Annotated in this window: 18 protein-coding genes; 10 read left to right on the top strand and 8 right to left on the bottom strand. The window is 72.5% G+C overall.

Translation table 11 applies throughout. From position 1 onward, the window contains the following. Positions 1-18: 18 nt before the first annotated feature. Both KM842_RS15265 and ygfZ read left to right on the top strand, forming a co-directional pair. On the top strand, positions 19-621 hold the full coding sequence (locus tag KM842_RS15265; RefSeq protein ID WP_111079868.1) for a heme-binding beta-barrel domain-containing protein: 603 nt from the start codon (positions 19-21) through the stop codon (positions 619-621). Beyond that, positions 621-1,697, top strand: coding sequence for a CAF17-like 4Fe-4S cluster assembly/insertion protein YgfZ (ygfZ, locus tag KM842_RS15270; protein WP_216259672.1), 1,077 nt, complete (start codon positions 621-623; stop codon positions 1,695-1,697). The genes KM842_RS15265 and ygfZ overlap by 1 nt, the downstream gene beginning before the upstream one ends. A gap of 96 nt (positions 1,698-1,793) precedes the next feature. On the opposite strand, the gene KM842_RS15275 is transcribed toward ygfZ, so the two are convergent. Next, positions 1,794-2,582, bottom strand: coding sequence for a class I SAM-dependent methyltransferase (locus tag KM842_RS15275; RefSeq protein WP_216259673.1), 789 nt, complete (start codon positions 2,580-2,582; stop codon positions 1,794-1,796). Between the two features lie 44 nt (positions 2,583-2,626). On the opposite strand from KM842_RS15275, the gene KM842_RS15280 reads away from it, so the two are divergent. Continuing rightward, complete coding sequence (locus tag KM842_RS15280; protein WP_216259675.1) at positions 2,627-3,373, top strand: phosphoglyceromutase; 747 nt, start codon at positions 2,627-2,629, stop codon at positions 3,371-3,373. Positions 3,374-3,436: 63 nt separating this feature from the next. On the opposite strand, the gene KM842_RS15285 is transcribed toward KM842_RS15280, so the two are convergent. The 3 genes from KM842_RS15285 to phoU all read right to left on the bottom strand — a co-directional run bounded on the left by KM842_RS15285 (position 3,437) and on the right by phoU (position 5,323). After that, entirely contained in the window at positions 3,437-3,826 is a 390-nt protein-coding gene (locus KM842_RS15285; RefSeq protein WP_216259677.1) for a hypothetical protein, read from the bottom strand. Positions 3,827-3,993: 167 nt separating this feature from the next. Next, a complete protein-coding gene (locus KM842_RS15290) occupies positions 3,994-4,536 on the bottom strand; it encodes a P-loop nucleotide/nucleoside kinase family protein (protein ID WP_216259679.1) in 543 nt (180 codons plus the stop codon). A gap of 115 nt (positions 4,537-4,651) precedes the next feature. After that, positions 4,652-5,323 (bottom strand): phosphate signaling complex protein PhoU, encoded by a 672-nt coding sequence (gene phoU, locus KM842_RS15295; protein ID WP_216259680.1) that lies wholly within the window; start codon positions 5,321-5,323, stop codon positions 4,652-4,654. 146 nt (positions 5,324-5,469) lie between these two features. Between phoU and KM842_RS15300 the strand changes: the two genes are divergently transcribed. Together KM842_RS15300 and KM842_RS15305 are read left to right on the top strand one after the other, a co-directional pair. After that, complete coding sequence (locus tag KM842_RS15300; RefSeq protein ID WP_216259682.1) at positions 5,470-6,636, top strand: sensor histidine kinase; 1,167 nt, start codon at positions 5,470-5,472, stop codon at positions 6,634-6,636. Further along, a complete protein-coding gene (locus tag KM842_RS15305) occupies positions 6,633-7,313 on the top strand; it encodes a response regulator (RefSeq protein WP_216259684.1) in 681 nt (226 codons plus the stop codon). Before KM842_RS15300 ends, KM842_RS15305 begins: the two co-directional genes overlap by 4 nt. A gap of 145 nt (positions 7,314-7,458) precedes the next feature. Here the strand turns inward: KM842_RS15305 and KM842_RS15310 are convergent, their stop codons facing one another. After that, positions 7,459-8,046 carry a hypothetical protein gene (locus KM842_RS15310; RefSeq protein WP_216259686.1) on the bottom strand — a complete coding sequence of 196 codons (588 nt, stop codon included), beginning with the start codon at positions 8,044-8,046 and terminating at the stop codon, positions 7,459-7,461. A 188-nt stretch (positions 8,047-8,234) separates the two neighbouring features. Here KM842_RS15310 and KM842_RS15315 point away from each other — a divergent pair, with 188 nt between their 5' ends. The 4 genes from KM842_RS15315 (at position 8,235) to rlmB (ending at position 12,572) form a co-directional block, all read left to right on the top strand. After that, complete coding sequence (locus KM842_RS15315) at positions 8,235-8,717, top strand: CarD family transcriptional regulator (RefSeq protein WP_017888066.1); 483 nt, start codon at positions 8,235-8,237, stop codon at positions 8,715-8,717. 55 nt (positions 8,718-8,772) lie between these two features. Further along, entirely contained in the window at positions 8,773-10,011 is a 1,239-nt protein-coding gene (gene ispF / locus KM842_RS15320) for a 2-C-methyl-D-erythritol 2,4-cyclodiphosphate synthase (protein WP_253206391.1), read from the top strand. 103 nt (positions 10,012-10,114) lie between these two features. Continuing rightward, the gene (gene cysS / locus KM842_RS15325; protein ID WP_216259689.1) at positions 10,115-11,524 is read left to right on the top strand and encodes a cysteine--tRNA ligase; all 1,410 of its coding nucleotides are present in this window, start codon (positions 10,115-10,117) and stop codon (positions 11,522-11,524) included. A gap of 28 nt (positions 11,525-11,552) precedes the next feature. Next, a complete protein-coding gene (gene rlmB, locus KM842_RS15330; RefSeq protein ID WP_216259691.1) occupies positions 11,553-12,572 on the top strand; it encodes a 23S rRNA (guanosine(2251)-2'-O)-methyltransferase RlmB in 1,020 nt (339 codons plus the stop codon). A 622-nt stretch (positions 12,573-13,194) separates the two neighbouring features. Here the strand turns inward: rlmB and KM842_RS15335 are convergent. Both KM842_RS15335 and KM842_RS15340 read right to left on the bottom strand, forming a co-directional pair. Beyond that, positions 13,195-14,487 carry a DUF4032 domain-containing protein gene (locus tag KM842_RS15335; RefSeq protein WP_216259693.1) on the bottom strand — a complete coding sequence of 431 codons (1,293 nt, stop codon included), beginning with the start codon at positions 14,485-14,487 and terminating at the stop codon, positions 13,195-13,197. 145 nt (positions 14,488-14,632) lie between these two features. Beyond that, positions 14,633-15,733, bottom strand: a complete 1,101-nt coding sequence (locus KM842_RS15340) for an ABC transporter ATP-binding protein (RefSeq protein WP_216259694.1) — start codon at positions 15,731-15,733, stop codon at positions 14,633-14,635. A gap of 263 nt (positions 15,734-15,996) precedes the next feature. Between KM842_RS15340 and KM842_RS15345 the strand changes: the two genes are divergently transcribed. Then, entirely contained in the window at positions 15,997-16,953 is a 957-nt protein-coding gene (locus KM842_RS15345) for a DsbA family protein (protein WP_216259695.1), read from the top strand. A 30-nt stretch (positions 16,954-16,983) separates the two neighbouring features. Here KM842_RS15345 and ypfJ read toward each other — a convergent pair whose 3' ends face one another. Further along, on the bottom strand, positions 16,984-17,877 hold the full coding sequence (gene ypfJ, locus KM842_RS15350) for a KPN_02809 family neutral zinc metallopeptidase (protein ID WP_216259696.1): 894 nt from the start codon (positions 17,875-17,877) through the stop codon (positions 16,984-16,986). Positions 17,878-17,934 lie beyond the last annotated feature (57 nt).

Consider the following 17,934-nt stretch of genomic DNA (forward strand, 5'->3'; position numbering starts at 1 on the left):
GCTCTTCAAGGGCCAGCGGTGATCGAGCTGCCGGAGGGCCTGTCGGCCGAGCTCGTCCCGCTGTCGTGGCTGGTCGGCGTCTGGGAGGGCACCGGCGTCGTCGAGTACCCCGTGGGCGAGGACGACACCGTCCGCACCTACGAGTTCGGCCAGCGCGTGAGCTTCAGCCACGACGGCCTGCCGTACCTCAACTACTCCTCGACGACGTGGCTGCTCGACGACGAGCACACCCCGCTCGCGGCGGAGATGGGCTACTGGCGGCTCGACCGTCCGTCCGAGCCCGGTGATCGCGGGCCGGCGATGCTGCTCGGCGACGGCCCGGTGCCGTTCTCGACCACGCAGAGCGTCGAGACGCTGCGCAACCAGACCGACGGGTTCGACGTCGAAGCGGCGATCATCCACCCCACGGGCGTCAACGAGCTCTACGTGGGCCGCGTGAAGCAGGGCCGGATCGACCTGGCCACCGACGCCGTGATGCGCTCCGCGAACGCCAAGGAGTACTCGGCGGCGACGCGCATGTACGGCCTGGTCGAGGGCAAGCTCTTCTGGGCGTGGGACATCGCCGCGCTCGGTCGTGAACTCACCTCGCACGCCTCGGGGCAGCTCGCGAAGGTCGACTGATGCCGTCGCCGTTCGGCGTGCGCGACGGGTTCGTCGCGTCCGGGTCCGGTCCGGCTGCGCACTTCGGCAACCCGATCGGTGAGCAGCGTCTGCTCGCCCGCGGTCGCGCGGTGGTCGAGCTCGGCCTCGGCGTCGTGACGGTCACCGGCCCAGACCGGCTGTCCTGGCTCAACTCGATCACGTCCCAGCTGCTGCTCGGCCTCGCGCCGGGGGTGAGCACCGAGACGCTCGTGCTCGACGCCTCCGGTCGCGTCGAGCACGCCGCCCGCGTGGTCGACGACGGCGAGACGACGTGGCTCGTCACCGAGCCGGCCGACGCCGCGCCGCTCGCCGCGTGGCTGACGTCCATGCGCTTCATGCTCCGCGTCGAGGTCACCGACCGCTCGTCGGACCTCGCGACGCTCGGCTGGTTCGCGGGTGCGGACCCGCTCGACGGTGCCGCGCCCCTCGCGACGTGGGTCGACCCGTGGTCGTCCGTCACGCCGGGCGGTTGGGGCTACGCCGACCTGGAGGCCCACCCCGGCTCCGACTGGACCCTCCGCATCGCCGTGGTCACCCCCGACACCGCCGCTGCCGTCGCGGCCTCGGATGTGCCGGTCGCCGGCCTCCTCGCACTCGAGGCCCTGCGGATCGCCGCCTGGCGCCCCGCGCTGTCCGACGTCGACGAGCGCACCATCCCCCACGAGCTCGACTGGCTCCGGTCCGCGGTGCACCTGTCGAAGGGCTGCTACCGGGGCCAGGAGACGGTCGCGAAGGTGCACAACCTCGGACGCCCGCCGCGGCGCCTCGTGATGCTGCACCTCGACGGTTCGGACGGCGTCGTCCCTGCACCGGGCACCTCCGTCACGCTCGACGGCACTGAGGTCGGGCGGCTCGTCGCGTCCGCCACCCACCACGAGCTCGGGCCGGTGGGGCTCGCCGTGGTCAAGCGCTCCCTGGACCCGTCGGCGGTGCTGACGCTCCTGGCCGACGACGTCGTGGTGACCGCCGCGCAGGAGGTCGTCGTGCCGCCCGGGGCCGGTGCGACGGCCGACGTGCCACGGCTCCCGCGCCTCGGGGCCGTCCGCCGCGGCTGACCGGCCGGGGTCGCGCCCCGTTCCGCTCATCGCGCCCCGTCCCGACGGGGCGCGATGAGCGGCCGGGGGCGCGACGCACGGCGCGTTCGGCGTCGCTCAGGCCGGGGCGACCGCCGACCACGGGACGCTGAGCTCCCCGAGTCGCCAGCGCGTCACGCCGTGCAGCACCGGCCACCCCCGGTCGCGCATGCCGCGTACCGTCGCGATCCACCGTTGCCGTGGGCCGTACGTGCCGAGCGGCGCCGCCACGGCCCACGCCAGGTCGAGGTCGCGCAGGAACGCGTGGACCCGCTCGCCGGGGACGTTCCGGTGGATGAGCGCCTTGGGCAGGCGTTCGGCGACGATGCTCGGGACGTCGAGGTCCGCCAGGCGCAGGGCGACGCTGAATGTGTGCGGGGCGACCGCGTCGAGCGTCACCCACGACGCGACGCGGCCGACCTCGTTGCAGGTGCCCTCGACGAGCTGCCCGCCCGGTTGCAAGCGGTCCTGCATGATGCGCCACGACCCGACGACCGCGGACTCGTCGTACTGCCGCAGCACGTTGAACGCCCGGATCACGGCCGGCTGCCGGCGGTCCGGGGTGGGGGTCTCGAAGCCGCCGAGCCGGAAGGTCACGCCGTCCCGGGTGTCGGCGTTCGCCAGGGCCACACGCGACGGTTCGATCTCGATGCCGGTGACCTCGACGTCGGGGCGGACGCGGGCCAGCCGGTCGCGGAGCTCGAGCGTGGTGGTCGGGCTCGCACCGTAGCCGACGTCGGCCACGAGCGGGTCGTCGGTCCGGCGGAGCACCGGGAGCGCGGCGATCCACCGGTCGACCCGGCGGAGACGGTTGTGCCCGGTCGTCCCGCGTGTGACGGTGCCGATCGGCGAGGCGTTCCCGGGCATGTGACCAGGGTACGGGGAGGGCGTCGCTCGGTAGACTCGGGTGCATGACCTCCACGCTCGTCCTGCTGCGTCACGGCAACAGTGACTGGAACCAGAAGAACCTGTTCACCGGTTGGGTCGACGTCCGACTCAGCGAGCTGGGGGAGAAGGAGGCGAAGCGTGCCGGCTCCCTCATCGCCGAGTCCGGCATCGTCCCCGACGTCCTGTACACCTCGCTCCTGACCCGCGCGATCCAGACCGCCGACATCGCGCTGCTCGAGGCCGACCTCGCCTGGCTGCCGGTGAAGCGCGACTGGCGCCTCAACGAGCGCCACTACGGCGACCTGCAGGGCAAGGACAAGGCCCAGACGCTCGAGCAGTACGGCGAGCAGCAGTTCATGGAGTGGCGACGGTCGTTCGACGTCCCGCCGCCCCCGATCGCCGACGACGCCGAGTGGTCGCAGGCCGGCGACCGCCGCTACGCCGAGCTCGGCGACCAGCTGCCCCGCACGGAGTCCCTCAAGCTGGTCATCGACCGGCTGCTGCCCTACTGGGAGTCCGACATCACGACGGACCTCGCTGCGGGGAAGACCGTCCTCGTCACCGCGCACGGCAACTCGCTGCGGGCGCTCGTGAAGCACCTCGACGGCATCTCGGACGACGACATCGCGGGCCTCAACATCCCGACCGGCATCCCCCTCGTGTACGAGCTCGACGACGAGTTCCGTCCCACGAAGCCGGCGTACTACCTCGACCCGGAGGCCGCTGCCGCCGGTGCCGCGGCCGTCGCCGCCCAGGGCGCCAAGAAGTAGCTCGACCGACGCACGTGTGGCCCGGGGTGCACCGCACCCCGGGCCACACGTGCGTCGGGGGTGTCAGCCTGCGAACAGGTACGACACCGCCGGCGCCCGGAAGTGGGTGCGGATCTCGAGCACGGTGCCGGGGGTGACGCCGGCGGTGGTCAGGTCGGCCTTCCAGTCGCCGTCCTGGTCCGCGGAGGCGATGAAGCCGCCGAACCGGCTGGTGCCGACGAGCACCCCGCCGGCGCCCTCAACGTGGCCGACCAGGTCCTTGCGGCCGTCCTCGTGGACGACGCCGGAGACGGTCGCCGTGCCGTACGCCGACGACGCCGACGCCGAGGCCGCGGTCGGGGCGTGCTGCAGGGTGGTCGTCGCCGCGTTCGCGGCGGTGGCGCCACCGAGGGCGATGCCGCCGGCGACGAGTGCCGCGGTGGTGGCGGTGACGAGACGGGTGCGTGTGCGCATGGGGCCGCCTTCGGCCCGCGGCGGAGGCGGGCGGTGCGTTCGCCCGCGGGCCTCGGGCCGGAGGACACCCTCACACGCAGTGGCACGCAACACACGGAGTGTGATGTCGAGCAGGACCGGCCGCATCCGCATCCGCATCCGCACCCGCATCCGCGCCTGCGCCGGCGTCAGGCGAAGTGCGACGCGATCTCCTGCACGAGCGCCCCGACGTCCGGTCGGCGCGCGGTGTCGACCCGCACGACCGGGGACAGTCCCACGGGCTCCGCGGTCGCGCCGTGCTCCTCCCAGAAGGCGAGGAGCTCCGCCAGGTCGCCGTGCACCTCGTGGCGCACCGGCACGGTGCCCGGGTCGTAGCGGTCCCGCAGCCGCTCCTCGGCGGTGGCGCGGTCGACGTCGCACCACACCTCGACGACGCGAGGCGAGCCGGCGGAGGCGATCCCCGCCTCCAGGAAGGCCCGGTCACGGGACGGCAGCCAGACGGCGTCGAGGACGACCCCGTTCTCGACGGCCCCCGCCATCGACCACATCGTGTCCATCGCGATGCCGCCGAGCGCCGACGGGGCGATCATCGGGCCGGCCAGGTCCGCGAGTGGCTCCTTGATGAGGTCCTTGGAGAGGAAGGGGCAGCCGAGCACCTCGGCGAGGGCGGCACCCACCGTGCTCTTGCCGGAACCGGGCATGCCGTTGACGATGATCGCGACCTGGGCCATGCCCCGATCCTCCCAGGTCTGCCGGGCCGGGGAACGACGAGGGCGGTCGCGCGCGACGGAGGACCGCTGCGGGCGACCGCCCACGTGGGGCTCGCGGGACCGCGAGCGACCGGCGTCAGGCCGGCGAGGTCGTGACGTTCGCGGCGCCGGCCCAGTCGCCGGTCGCCAGGTACTCGACCTTCTTGGCGATCGAGACCGCGTGGTCGGCGAAGCGCTCGTGGTAGCGGGAGGCCAGCGTGGCGTCGACCGTGTCGACCGGCCCGCCCTTCCAGGCCTCACCGAGCACGAAGTCGAAGACGCTGGCGTGCAGCTCGTCGACGGCGTCGTCCTCGTCGCGGATCTCGGCGGCCAGGGCGATGTCCTCGGTCGCGAGCAGTCGCGTGAGCTTCTGCGCCATCGCGACGTCGTGCGCGCCCATCTGCTTGAACGTGCCGCGGAGGCCCTTCGGCACGACCTTCTCCGGGAAGCGCTGCCGGGCGAGCTGCGCGATGTGCTCGGCCATGTCGCCCATGCGCTCGAGCGAGGAGCTCACACGGAGGGCGGTGACCACGACGCGGAGGTCGCGGGCGACGGGGGCCTGGCGGGCGAGGATGTCGATGGCCACCTCGTCGAGGGCGGATGCCGCGGCGTCGATCTTCGCGTCGTCGGCGATGACCTCCTCGGCGAGGGCGACGTCGGACTCGCTGAACGCCTCGGTGGCTCGGGTGATGGCGGACTCGACGAGCCCGGCGATCTCGGTCAGACGCTCTTGGACGTCCTGGAGCTCCTGCTGGAACACTTCGCGCATGGGGGAGGGCCTCTCTCTGCGTACCGGACGAGTGTCGTCAGCCCAGGTGAACGATCGGTGACGTGCGGCTGAACGGTTCGCGATCCGGCCTGCGGGGAGCGGTGAACGGCGTCCGAACCGCATGTGACGACTCCTACACTGGCGGCATGGACAACGCGTGGCTCGTGCCACTGTCGATGCTCCTCGGCGGTGTGTTCGGCGCGGGCGTCGTGGTGCTGATCATCACCGCCGAGCGGACGGCCCGGGCTGCCGACGTGGCGGACCGTGCGCTGCCGGACGGGGTCGCGGCCGTGATCGCCACCATGCACAACCCGGCCGTGGTCGTCGACCCGTCGAACACCGTCGTCGCGGCGTCGCCGCAGGCCCTCGCGGTCGGGCTGGTCGTGCGGCGCAAGCTCGTGCACGCCGACCTCGCGGCGCTGGTCGACCGGGTGCGGCACAGCGGCGAGATGGGCTCCGAGGACCTCGAACTCCCACGCGGCGGCCGGGGCGACGTCATGGGCTACCTGAGCTTCCGGGCAGCGCAGCTCGGCAACCGCTACGTCCTGGTCACAGCCGACGACCTCACCGAGACCCGGCGGATCGACGAGGTCCGGCGGGACTTCGTCGCGAACATCTCCCACGAGCTGAAGACCCCGATCGGCGCCATCGGCCTGCTGTCCGAGACCCTCGTGGTGGCCGCGGACGACCCCGTGCACGTGCGCAAGTTCGCCGCGCAGCTGGTCACCGAGTCCGAGCGCCTCGGCGCCCTGACGAAGGACATCATCGAACTGTCCCGGCTGCAGTCCGTCGACGCGCTCGAGGCCAGCGAGGAGACCTCGGTCGACAAGGTCGTGCAGGCAGCGGTCGACGGCAACGAGGTCGTCGCCCGCGCCCGGGGCATCGAGCTGGTCCGTGCGAAGAAGTCGAAGCGTCGGGTCATCGGCGACCCGGGGCTGCTGCAGGTCGCGGTGTCGAACCTCATCGCGAACGCGGTCAAGTACTCGCCGGACAACACCCGGGTCGGTGTCGGCGTGCGCGCCGTGAAGGGCTTCGTCGAGATCGCGGTCACCGACCAGGGCGTCGGCATCCCCGAGGCCGACCTCGACCGTGTGTTCGAGCGGTTCTACCGCGTCGATCCGGCACGGTCCCGGGCGACCGGGGGAACGGGCCTCGGCCTGGCGATCGTCAAGCACATCGTGAGCAACCACGGTGGCGACGTCCGCGTCTGGTCGCAGCCCGGCAAGGGTTCCACCTTCACGATCCGTCTCCCCGAGGCGGACCCCGAACTGACCACAGCACTCGAAGAGCAACTGGAAGAGCAGCCATCGTGACCAAGATCCTCATCGTCGACGACGAGCCGGCCCTGAGCGAACCCCTGGAGTTCCTGCTGCAGCGCGAGGGGTACGACACCTCCGTCGCTGCCGACGGCGTCACCGCCCTGTCGAAGTTCGACACGGAGAACCCCGACCTCGTCCTGCTGGACCTCATGCTGCCGGGGCTGTCCGGTACCGAGGTGTGCCGGCAGATCCGGACCCGGTCGAACGTGCCGATCATCATGCTCACCGCGAAGGACTCGGAGGTGGACATCGTCGTCGGGCTGGAGCTCGGCGCCGACGACTACGTGACGAAGCCGTACTCGACGCGGGAGCTGTTGGCCCGCATCCGTGCGGTCCTCCGTCGTCGCACCGAGGACGACCCGGGCGACGTCGGGATCCTGCAGGTGGGTGGCATCCGGATGGACGTCGAGCGGCACACGGTGTCGGTCGACGGGTCCGAGACGCCGATGCCGCTCAAGGAGTTCGAGCTGCTCGAGCTGCTGCTGCGCAACGCGGGCCGGGTGCTCACGCGCGGGCAGCTCATCGACCGCGTGTGGGGGTCGGACTACTTCGGCGACACGAAGACGCTCGACGTGCACATCAAGCGCATCCGCTCGAAGATCGAGCGCGTCCCGAGCACTCCGGAGGTCCTCGTGACCGTCCGTGGGCTCGGGTACCGCATCGAGGCCTAGTCGCGTCGATCCCGCGGGCGCCGGGGCGGCGGAGCCGCCGCTCCGGCGCGGGTCGCGGGCCACGGGTCGGCGGCCGGAACGCGGAGGAGGCCCGGGGCTGGTCCTGCGGAACCGGCCCCGGGCCTCCTGTGCGAGCTGACCGCGGTCAGTTCGTGCCGTTGTCGCCCTCGGACGAGTCGGTCTGCGAACCCTGCTGCGTGCCGGGCGCCGAGGCGTCGCCGGTGGGCTGCGTGCCGCTGACCGACGGGGACGTCTCGGTCATGGTCGGCGTGGGGGTCGGCGCGAGGTTCTGGTACTCCTCCTGCGAGCTGGTGAGGACCGGCACGGTGGCGGAGGCGCCCTCGGCACCCTGGTACGAGAAGTACATCTTGACGAGCGAGCCCGGCTTCGCGGTCACGTCGTCGAAGTCGACGGTGTCGTGCTCGGCGTCGTCGGCGAGGACGACGGTGGCGTTGCTGGGGACCACGACGGTCTGGTCGTTGCCGTCGACCTCGAGCGTGACGGTGCGCTCCTCGTCGCCGGTGTTCACGAGGGTGCCGACGAAGCGGGCGTCCTCACCGGTGTCCGAGATGAGCAGTGCGTTCCGCACGTCGACGGAGCCCGTCGTCACGTCCACACCGTCGGTGATCTGGCGGATCTCCTTGGTGCGCGCCGGCGACAAGAACTCGCAGCCGGTCGCGCCGAGGGCGATCGACGCGGCGACGGCGACGGAAACGAGTACCCGAGCTCGCAAGAGGTTCCTCCGGAAGTCAACGATGGCGGACCGTGCGGCCCTGGCGATCATCCTACCCAGCCCCCGGCGGGGGCCGTCGTCAGGCGGGTCGGCCGTGGCCCGGGCTGCGCTGCCGGCAGTGCGGTCAGGGTCCCCTTACCCGTACCACCCTTGTGGTAAACTGGAGGTCTGGGAACGGAGCCTGATACATGCAATTCGAGGTCGGTGAGACCGTCGTCTACCCCCATCACGGGGCGGCAACCATCTCTGAAGTCAAGACTCGCGTCATCAAGGGCGAGGAAAAGGTCTACCTGAAGCTCCGCGTCACGCAGGGCGATCTGACGATCGAGGTCCCCGCGGACAACGTCGACCTGGTCGGCGTCCGCGACGTGATCGGCAAGGAAGGGCTCGACAAGGTGTTCGAGGTCCTCCGGGCCCCGTTCACCGAGGAGCCGACCAACTGGTCGCGTCGCTACAAGGCGAACCTCGAGAAGCTCGCTTCGGGTGACGTCATCAAGGTGTCCGAGGTCGTCCGCGACCTCTGGCGCCGCGACCAGGACCGCGGGCTCTCCGCGGGCGAGAAGCGGATGCTTGCCAAGGCGCGCCAGATCCTCATCTCCGAGCTGGCCCTGGCCGAGAAGACCGACGAGGACAAGGCTTCGACCGTCCTCGACGAGGTCCTCGCGTCCTGACCACCGCTTGACCACCAGCGACACCACGACGACCGCACCGGCGCAGAGCCCCGCTCTGGCAGCCCGTGCGGTCGTCGTCGTCGCAGCGGGTTCCGGCACGCGGCTCGGCATCGGGACGGCGAAGGCGTTCGTCCCCGTGGCCGGCGAGCTGATGCTCGCGCGAGCCCTCCGGACGCTGTTCACGCTGGCCGAGCCGACGACCGTCGTCGTCGTCGCGCCGGCCGACCGGCTCGACGAGTGCCGCGCGCTGGTCGCCGCCGTCGCCGGGGCTGCGGTCGGGTACACGGCGGTCGTGCCGGGAGGCGCGGATCGCCACGCGTCGGTCCAGGCCGGGCTGGCAGTGCTGCCGGACTCCGTCCAGGCCGTGCTCGTGCACGACGCCGCTCGCTGCCTGACGCCGGCCTCCCAGTTCGAGCGGGTGTTCGCCGCGGTCGCGAGCGGGTCGGTGGGCGCGCTGCCGGACGGCCGTGCGGACGCCGACGGTCTCGGGGTCGGCGTGGTGCCGGCGTTGCCCGTCGTCGACACGGTCAAGCGGGTCGAGGGCGACCGGGTCGTGGGGACGGTCGACCGGTCGGCTCTGGTCGGGGTGCAGACGCCACAGGGCTTCCCGCTCGCCGGACTCCGACGGGCGTACGCGCTCGCGGAGCAGGCCGAGACGGACGACGCCGGGGTGTTCCAGGCGGCTGGTGGGACGGTCCGGACCGTGGCCGGTGACGCCGACGCGTTCAAGATCACCACGCGGTGGGACCTCGGGCGTGCCGAGGCCCTCGTCGCGGAGCGGGCCGCACTCGCTGCGGGTGCGGGCGCTGCCGGGTCGGTCCTGCCGGACGTCCGCATCGGACTGGGCATCGACGTGCACGCCTTCGACCCCGACGTGCCGTGCCGCGTCGGCATGCTCGACTTCCCCGGGGAGCCCGGGCTGTCCGGGCACAGCGATGGTGACGCCGTCGCCCACGCGGTGTGCGACGCACTGCTCTCGGCCGGCGGGCTCGGCGACATCGGCGGGCGCTTCGGCACCGCCGACCCGCGGTACGCCGGAGCTGCCGGGGACGTCTTCGTCCGCGGCGCCGTCGGGCTGTTGCTGGACGCGGGTCTCGTCCCCGTCCGCGTGACCGTGCAGGTCATCGGGAACCGCCCGCGGATCGGCGCCCGACGCGGCGAGATGGAGGACGCCCTCGCCGCAGCGGTCGGGGCGCCGGTCGCGGTGTCCGGCACCACCACGGACGGCCTCGGGGCGACCGGGCGCGGCGACGGGCTCGCCGCGATCGCGACCGCGCTCGTCCGTCCGCGCTGACGGAACCGGTCGGTCCGCGGACGGGAGCGGTCCGCGCGACCGGCCACGCGCCTCCCGGCTGCGGTCCCGACCCCGGAGCAGGGTCTGGCTCTAGGCTTGTCCCGTGACCGTTCGCCTGTACGACTCCCGCGCCGCAGACGTCGTCGACCTCGTCCCCCTGGTCGACGGACAGGTCAGCATCTACGTCTGCGGGCCGACGGTGCAGTCGTCGCCGCACATCGGGCACCTCCGCTCCGCACTGGTCTACGACATCTGGCGTCGCTGGCTGAGCCACCGCGGGTACCGCGTGACCCTGGTGCGGAACGTCACGGACATCGACGACAAGGTGCTCGACCTCGCCGCCGGCACCGACGAGCCCTGGTGGGCGCGGGCGTACCGCGTCGAACTCGAGTTCACCGCCGCGTACACGGCGCTCGGCATCCTGCCGCCGACGTACGAGCCCCGAGCGACCGCGAGCATCCCGCAGATGCAGGACATCATCACGCGGCTCGTCGAGAACGGGCACGCCTACCCGGCCGCCGACGGCAGCGGGGACGTGTACTTCGACACCGCGAGCTGGCCCGGGTACGGTGCCCTCACCCGGCAGCGCCGCGACGACATGGTCGACGCCACCGACGCCGACCCCCGCGGCAAGCGGGACGCACGCGACTTCGCGCTCTGGAAGGGCGCGAAGGCCAGCGAACCGTCGACGGCCAGCTGGGACTCGCCCTGGGGCGCCGGACGGCCCGGGTGGCACATCGAGTGCTCGGCGATGTCCCGGCGCTACCTCGGCCCCGCGTTCGACATCCACGGCGGCGGCCTCGACCTGCGCTTCCCGCACCACGAGAACGAGCTCGCGCAGTCCACCGCGGCAGGGGACGCCTTCGCCTCGTACTGGCTGCACAACGGACTCGTCTCCGTCGGCGGCCAGAAGATGTCGAAGTCGCTCGGCAACTCGATCTTCGCCGCCGACTTCCTCGCCGCGGCCCGTCCCGTGGTGGTCCGGTACTTCCTCGGCGCCGCCCACTACCGGTCCACGATCGACCACCACGACGGCTCCCTGGCCGAGGCCGAGGCCGCACTCGACCGCATCGAGGGCTTCCTCGCCCGCGCAGCCGAGCGGCTCGAGGGGGTCCCGCTGTCGGACGCCCCGGCCGTGCCGCAGGGCTTCGCCGACGCGATGGACGACGACCTCGCGGTGCCGCAGGCCCTCGCCGTCCTGCACGAGACCGTCCGGGCCGGGAACGCGGCGCTCGACGCCGACGATGCGGAAGCGCTCGGTGTCGCGTACCATCAGGTGGCCGCGATGGTCGAGGTGCTCGGCATCGACCCGCGGGCACCGCACTGGTCGGGCGGCGCACACGACACCTCGGCAGCACCGCTCGCCGCCCTCGTCGAACGCCTCGTACAGGAGCGCGCCGACGCCAGGGCCGCCAGGGACTTCGCCACGGCCGACCGCGTCCGGGACGACCTCGCAGGCGCGGGCATCACGATCGAGGACACACCGTCCGGAACACGCTGGAGCATCGCCTGACCACGGCAGTGCCGAACAGGAGAACTGCATGAAGAACGTCTCGGGGAGCAAGAAGGGTCGTCCGGGCGCCGTCCGCACCGGCCGCAAGGGCAACAAGCAGGTCGGCTCGGGTGGCCAGGGCGCGCAGGCGCTCGAGGGCCGCAAGCCGACGCCGAAGGCCGAGGACCGTCCGTACCACCCCGCCGGCAAGCGCAAGGCGGCCAAGGAACGCTTCGAGGCGGCGCGCAACCGTCGTGGTGGCAGCGGGGCCTCGTCGTCGCCGCAGACCCGCACCGGCCGTCCGCCGACACGGAAGACCGACGACAGCGAGCTCGTGACCGGCCGCAACTCGGTGCTCGAGGCGCTGCGCACGAAGACCCCGTCGACGACGCTCTACATCGCGGCCCGGATCGAGGTCGACGACCGCGTCAAGGAGATCCTTGCGCTCGCCAACCACCGCGGCGTGCCGATCATGGAGATCATGCGTCCGGAGCTCGACCGCATCACGGGGCACGACAGCGTGCACCAGGGCGTCGCGCTCAAGGTGCCGGCGTACGAGTACGCCGTCGCCGAGGACATCGTCGAGCGTGCGTTCTCGCGCGACCAGGTCCCGCTGCTCGTCGCGCTCGACGGCATCACCGACCCGCGCAACCTCGGTGCGATCATCCGGTCGACCGCGGCGTTCGGCGGCCACGGCGTCGTCGTGCCGCAGCGTCGCTCGGTCGGTGTGACCGCGTCGGCGTGGAAGACCTCGGCCGGTGCCGCTGCTCGGACCCCGGTCGCGATGGCGCCGAACCTGACCCAGACGCTCAAGTCGCTCAAGTCGATGGGGCTCTTCGTGCTCGGTCTGGACGGGGACGGGGACGTCGAGCTCGACGGCCTCGAGCTCGCCGACCGTCCGATCGTCATCGTCGTCGGGTCCGAGGGCAAGGGGCTGTCCCGCCTCGTGACCGAGACCTGCGACGCGATCGTGTCGATCCCGATCTCGAGCGCGACCGAGTCGCTCAACGCGGGCATCGCGGCGAGTGTCACCCTGTGGGAGGTCGCGCGGCGCCGTCGCTCGGCGTAGCGAGGGCGGAGCCAGCCAGGGGAGGCCCGGTGCCGGTCCACGGGACCGGTGCCGGGCCTCCCGTCTGTCCGCGGTCCGGCGCACGCGCCGGGGTCGCACGCCCTGCTGGTCGCGTCAGCCGGGGTCGCGCGTTCGGCCGGTCGCGTCCGCCGAGGTCGCGCGTTCGGCCGGTCGCGTCCGCCGGGGTCGCACAACACGCCGCTCGCGTCCGCCGAGGTTGCACGGTCGGTCGATTGGCCGGGTCGGGGGTGGCGGTTCGTGCGACGTCGGCGGCCCGCCCGCGGTGTGTTGCGCGACGTCGGCGCCTGCGTGCGGGCGTGTGGTGGTGCGGTGGCCGTCGTGGGCGGGGTCGCAGGACCTGCCGCTCGCGTTCGCCGAGGTCGCACGTTCGGTCGGTTGGCCGGGTCGGGGGTGGCGGTTCGTGCGACGTCGGCGGCTGGCCTGCGGCGTGTTGTGCGACTTCGGCCCGCGCCGGGCCCGGCCGCGCCCCGCCGCGCGCCGCGCGCCCCGCGCCGGGCCCTGCCCCGGGCCCCGCCCCGCGCAGGGCCCCGCCCCGCCGCGCGCGCCGCGCGCCGCGCGCGCCCAACCGCCCCGCGCCCCGCGCCCCGCGGCCCAGCGGACGTCAGACCGAAGCGCGCCAGTCGTCGACGTCGTCGTCGTCGTCCGCCCCGTCGATCGGCAGCGCGATGGACGACGTCGGCGGGTTGATCAGCGTCCGCTCGTCCCGGCGGTGCCGCAGCACGTCGTTGATGTACGCGGTCGTGGCCTCGGGCAGCGAGACGGACCGCTCCTCCTGCTGCGACATGAACCAGCGGTGCTCGAGCAACTCGTGGAACACCTCGGCGGGCTCGAGCCGGCCGCGCAGGTCCCGGGGGATCGCCCGCACGACGGGTTCGAACACGCGGGAGACCCACTCGTGCGCGACCATCTCCTCGTCGAGCTCCTCGCGCCCGTTCCGCGCCCGGTAGGCGTCGAGGTCGTTGAGCAGCCGTCGCGCCTGGTTCTCCTCGGCGTCGAGGCCGGTCAGGCGCAGCAGGCGTCGCTGGTGGTGGCCGGCGTCGACGACCTTCGGCTGGATGCGGACCTGCGCGCCGGACTCGGCCGTGCGGATCGACAGCTCCTCGATGTCGAAGCCGAGGGCGTTCAGCCGCTCGACGCGGTCGTTGATGCGCCAGCGCTCGGCGGCGTCGAACTGCTCGGTGCCGGTCAGCTCCTTCCAGAGCGTGCGGTACTGGGCGACGATGCGGTTGGACACGTCCACGGGGTCGGCGTTCTCGTCGAGTCGGCCGCCCGCCTCGAGGTCGAGCAGCTCCCCGGCGATGTTGACGCGCGCCACCTCGAGGTCGTTCTCGCGCTGCCCGTTCGACAGGCCGCCCGGGTAGAGCTTGCCGGTCTCGGCGTCGACCAGGTACGCGGCGAAGGAGCCCGCGTCGCGCCGGAACAGCGTGTTCGACAGCGAGACGTCGCCCCAGTAGAAGCCGATGACGTGCAGGCGGACGAGCAGCAGCGCGAGGGCGTCGACCAGGCGCGTGGCCGTGTCGGGCCGCAGCGTCTGCGAGTACAGCGCACGGTAGGGGAGCGAGAAGCGCAGGTGCCGCGTGACGAGGACGGGCTGGAGCTCCTCGCCCTCGCGTCCGATGCGGTTCGTGATGACCGCGACGGGGTCGACGCAGGGCACGTCCGTGCGCTGCAGGGTGCGGAGCATGTCGTACTCGGACCGCGCGAGCTCGGCGCTGGTCTCCTTGACCGCCACGACGTACCCGGAGAGGTGCACGAACCGCACGAGGTGCCGCGAGATGCCCTTCGGCAGCGCGACGATCGTCTCGTCGGGCCACGCGTCGAGGGGCAGGTCCCACGGCAGGTCGAGCAGGCCGGGGTCGACGGTGGCGGCGGTGATGGTCATGGAGTCGGGCACGACTGGGTCCTCGGGTGCTCGGCGGTGGGTCTGCCGGACGGGAGGCGCGGCACGGGTCGTGGACGCGCCTCCCGTCCGACAGGTGGAACGGCGGGAGCCCGCCACCCGCCTGGTGCGGCGGCTGGCGGGCTCCCGGTGGTGCTGGTCAGGCGCTGACGACGGCCTTGTCGTCGAGGCGGTCGCCCGACTCGGCGTCGAACACGTGCACGTGGCCCTGCTTCGGGCTCACGACGATGGTGTCGCCGATCGAGGGGTGGTTGCGACCGTCGACGCGCGTGACGATGTCCGTGCGCGTGCCGTTCACGTCGGCGTGACCGTAGAGGTAGCCGTCGGCGCCGAGCTCCTCGACGACGTCGACCGTGACGGGCAGGCCCTCGCCCGACTGGGACACGATGATGTCCTCGGGGCGGACGCCCACCGTGACGGCGCCCGAGCGGGCGTTCGACAGGGTGTCGCGGTCGATCGGGTGGTTGAGCGACCCGAAGGTGATGCCGCCCTCGACCACGGAGGCCGGCAGGAGGTTCATGGCCGGCGAGCCGATGAAGCCGGCGACGAACACGTTGTTCGGCTTCTCGTAGAGGTCGCGCGGCGTGCCGACCTGCTGCAGGATGCCGTCCTTGAGCACCGCGATGCGGTCACCCATGGTCAGGGCCTCGGTCTGGTCGTGCGTGACGTAGACCGTGGTGACGCCGAGGCGACGCTGCAGCGACGCGATCTGCGTACGGGTCTGGACGCGGAGCTTGGCGTCGAGGTTCGACAGCGGCTCGTCCATGAGGAACACCTGCGGCTGACGGACGATGGCGCGGCCCATGGCGACGCGCTGACGCTGACCACCGGAGAGGGCCTTCGGCTTGCGGCCGAGGTACTGCTCGAGGTCGAGGAGCTTGGCGGCCTCCTGCACGCGGGTGGCGCGCTCTTCCTTGCCGACGCCGGCGATCTTGAGCGCGAAGCCCATGTTCTCGGCGACGGTCATGTGCGGGTACAGCGCGTAGTTCTGGAACACCATCGCGATGTCGCGGTCCTTCGGCGGGACGTCGGTGACGTCGCGGTCGCCGATGCGGATGGCGCCGGAGTTGACCTCTTCGAGGCCGGCGAGCATGCGCAGGGACGTGGACTTGCCGCAGCCCGAGGGGCCGACGAGGACGAGGAACTCGCCGTCGGCGACGTCCAGGTCGAGGGAGTCCACCGCGGGGCGGTTGCCCCCCGGGTACAGACGGGTTGCCTTGTCATAGGTGACGGACGCCATGAGCGTTCGGTCCTCTCCACCGGCAGGTACGTGCCGGACGATCCGTTGTGAAGCGGCGACCCGCGAGGGCCGGCGGATGGTCGCCGTCGACCATCGCTGTTCATACAACACGAGTTCTCGGGTCCGCGCCACTGGTTCCCTGCTGGTCGTCCACCGGTTGCCTGCTGGTTGGCTGGTTCCCATCGGCCGCCACTACAATCGCCGGGTCCGTCCGCCGACCGGGGGGAGGCCGAGCGGACACCGACCAGGAGGACGACCGCACGATGACCAACCGCCCCGAAGGCTCCGCCCGCGACGAGCGGAACGCACGCCGTGCCGCTGCCCGCGAGCGCGCCCAGCGCACCCGTACCCAGCAGAAGCGTCGACAGCGGGGAGCCCGCATCGGACTGCAGGTCGGGCTCGGCGTGGTCCTGGTCGCGGCGGCCACCATCGTGACGCTCGTGCTGGTCAACTCCTCCCGACCCGCCGGCCCCGGCCCGCAGTCGATGACGGACGGCGGGATCACGATCGGCACGGGGCTGAAGGCCGTCGACCCGGCAGCGTCCTCGTCGCCGTCCCCGAGTGCGACCGGCTCGGCGGACGCCGTGCGCATCACGCTCTACGTCGACTACCTCTGCCCGATCTGCGGTGCCTTCGAGCAGACGAACAGCGACTACCTCGAGGGGCTCGTGACCTCGGGCGCCGCGACCCTCGACATCCACCCGATCGCGATCCTGTCGAACCGCTCGCAGGGCACGAAGTACTCGCTCCGCGCCGCGAACGCCGCGGCCTGCGTCGCCGAGGAGTCGCCGGACTCGTTCTTCGCCGTGAACCGCGCCCTGTTCGCGAAGCAGCCGGAGGAGGGCACGCCCGGGCTCACCGACCAGCAGCTCGCCGACGTGGTGACGAGCGTCCCCGGGGTCCGCAAGGGCTCCACGATCGAGTCGTGCATCGAGGACCAGCGCTACGGCAAGTGGGTGGACGAGCAGACCACCGCGGTGACCGGCGGCGACATCCCGGGCTCCGACCTGACCGAGTTCCCGGGGACGCCGCTCGTGCTCGTGAACGGGCAGCAGTACCCGTACTCGACGGCGTCCACCAACGACGAGTTCCGCACGTTCGTGGTCAGCGCCGCCGGTGCCACCGAGGCGACGCCGACCCCGACGCCGAGCAGCACGCCGACCCGCTCCGCCCGCCCGACCCGCACGCCGACGCCGTCCCCCTCGGCCAGCGCCCGCTGACCGCCCGCGGGGACGCCCGAGGCGCGCCGGTCAGAGCTGCGAGCCGGAGACGCTGAGGGTGTCGCAGCGCGACGCGCCCTGCTCGTAACCCCGCTCGAACCAGCGCTGCCGCTGCTCGCTCGTGCCGTGCGTGAACGAGTCGGGGTCCACCCGGCCGGTGGCCCGCTCCTGGATGCTGTCGTCACCGACGGCGCTCGCCGCGGACAGGGCGTCGGCGACCTGGGCCTGCGTGATCGGCTCGAAGAAGGTCGTGCCGTTCGCGGACTCCGTTGTGGCCGCGTCCCCGACCCAGGCACCCGCGTAACAGTCCGCCTGCAGCTCGACCCGGACGCTGTCCGACGCGGCGCCGCCACCGCTGCGGTCGGTCTCGGCGAACGTGCCCTGCAGCTGCTGCACGTGGTGCCCCCACTCGTGCGCGACGACGTACATCTGCGCGAGCGGCCCACCGGACGCCCCGTAGGTGCGCTGCAGGTCGTCGTAGAAGTCGGTGTCCAGGTAGATCGCGCGGTCCGGCGGGCAGTAGAACGGTCCCGTCGCCGCCGAGGCCGCTCCGCACCCGGTGTCGGTCGACCCGGTGAACAGGTAGAAGTCCGGCGTCGTGTACGACGTCCCGAGCGCCCGGGCCTCCGTCGTCCAGTACGCGTCGAGCGACTCGGCGGCGCCCTCCATGCGACACGAGACGTCGGCGTTCGCGTCGCGGCCGGTGCGGCACTCCTGGACGGGCTCGGCCTGCTGACCGCCGTCCTGGATCGTGGTCAGCCCGTCCCCGCCGCCGACCAGCCCGGTGAGGTCGACGCCGGTGAACTGCGCGATGAGGAACACGACGATCGCGCCGACACCGACCGCGCCACCGCCGATCGCCGTGGTGCGACCGCGCCGCTTGACCTTGCCGCCGCTGAGCTGCGAGTCGTCGTTGAACGTCATGCACCGAACCTACGGACGCGCTCCGGGACACGCACACGACCGGGTGCCCGCCGGTGA

Source organism: Curtobacterium sp. L6-1, from assembly GCF_018885305.1.
Classification (GTDB): Bacteria; Actinomycetota; Actinomycetes; order Actinomycetales; family Microbacteriaceae; genus Curtobacterium; species Curtobacterium aetherium.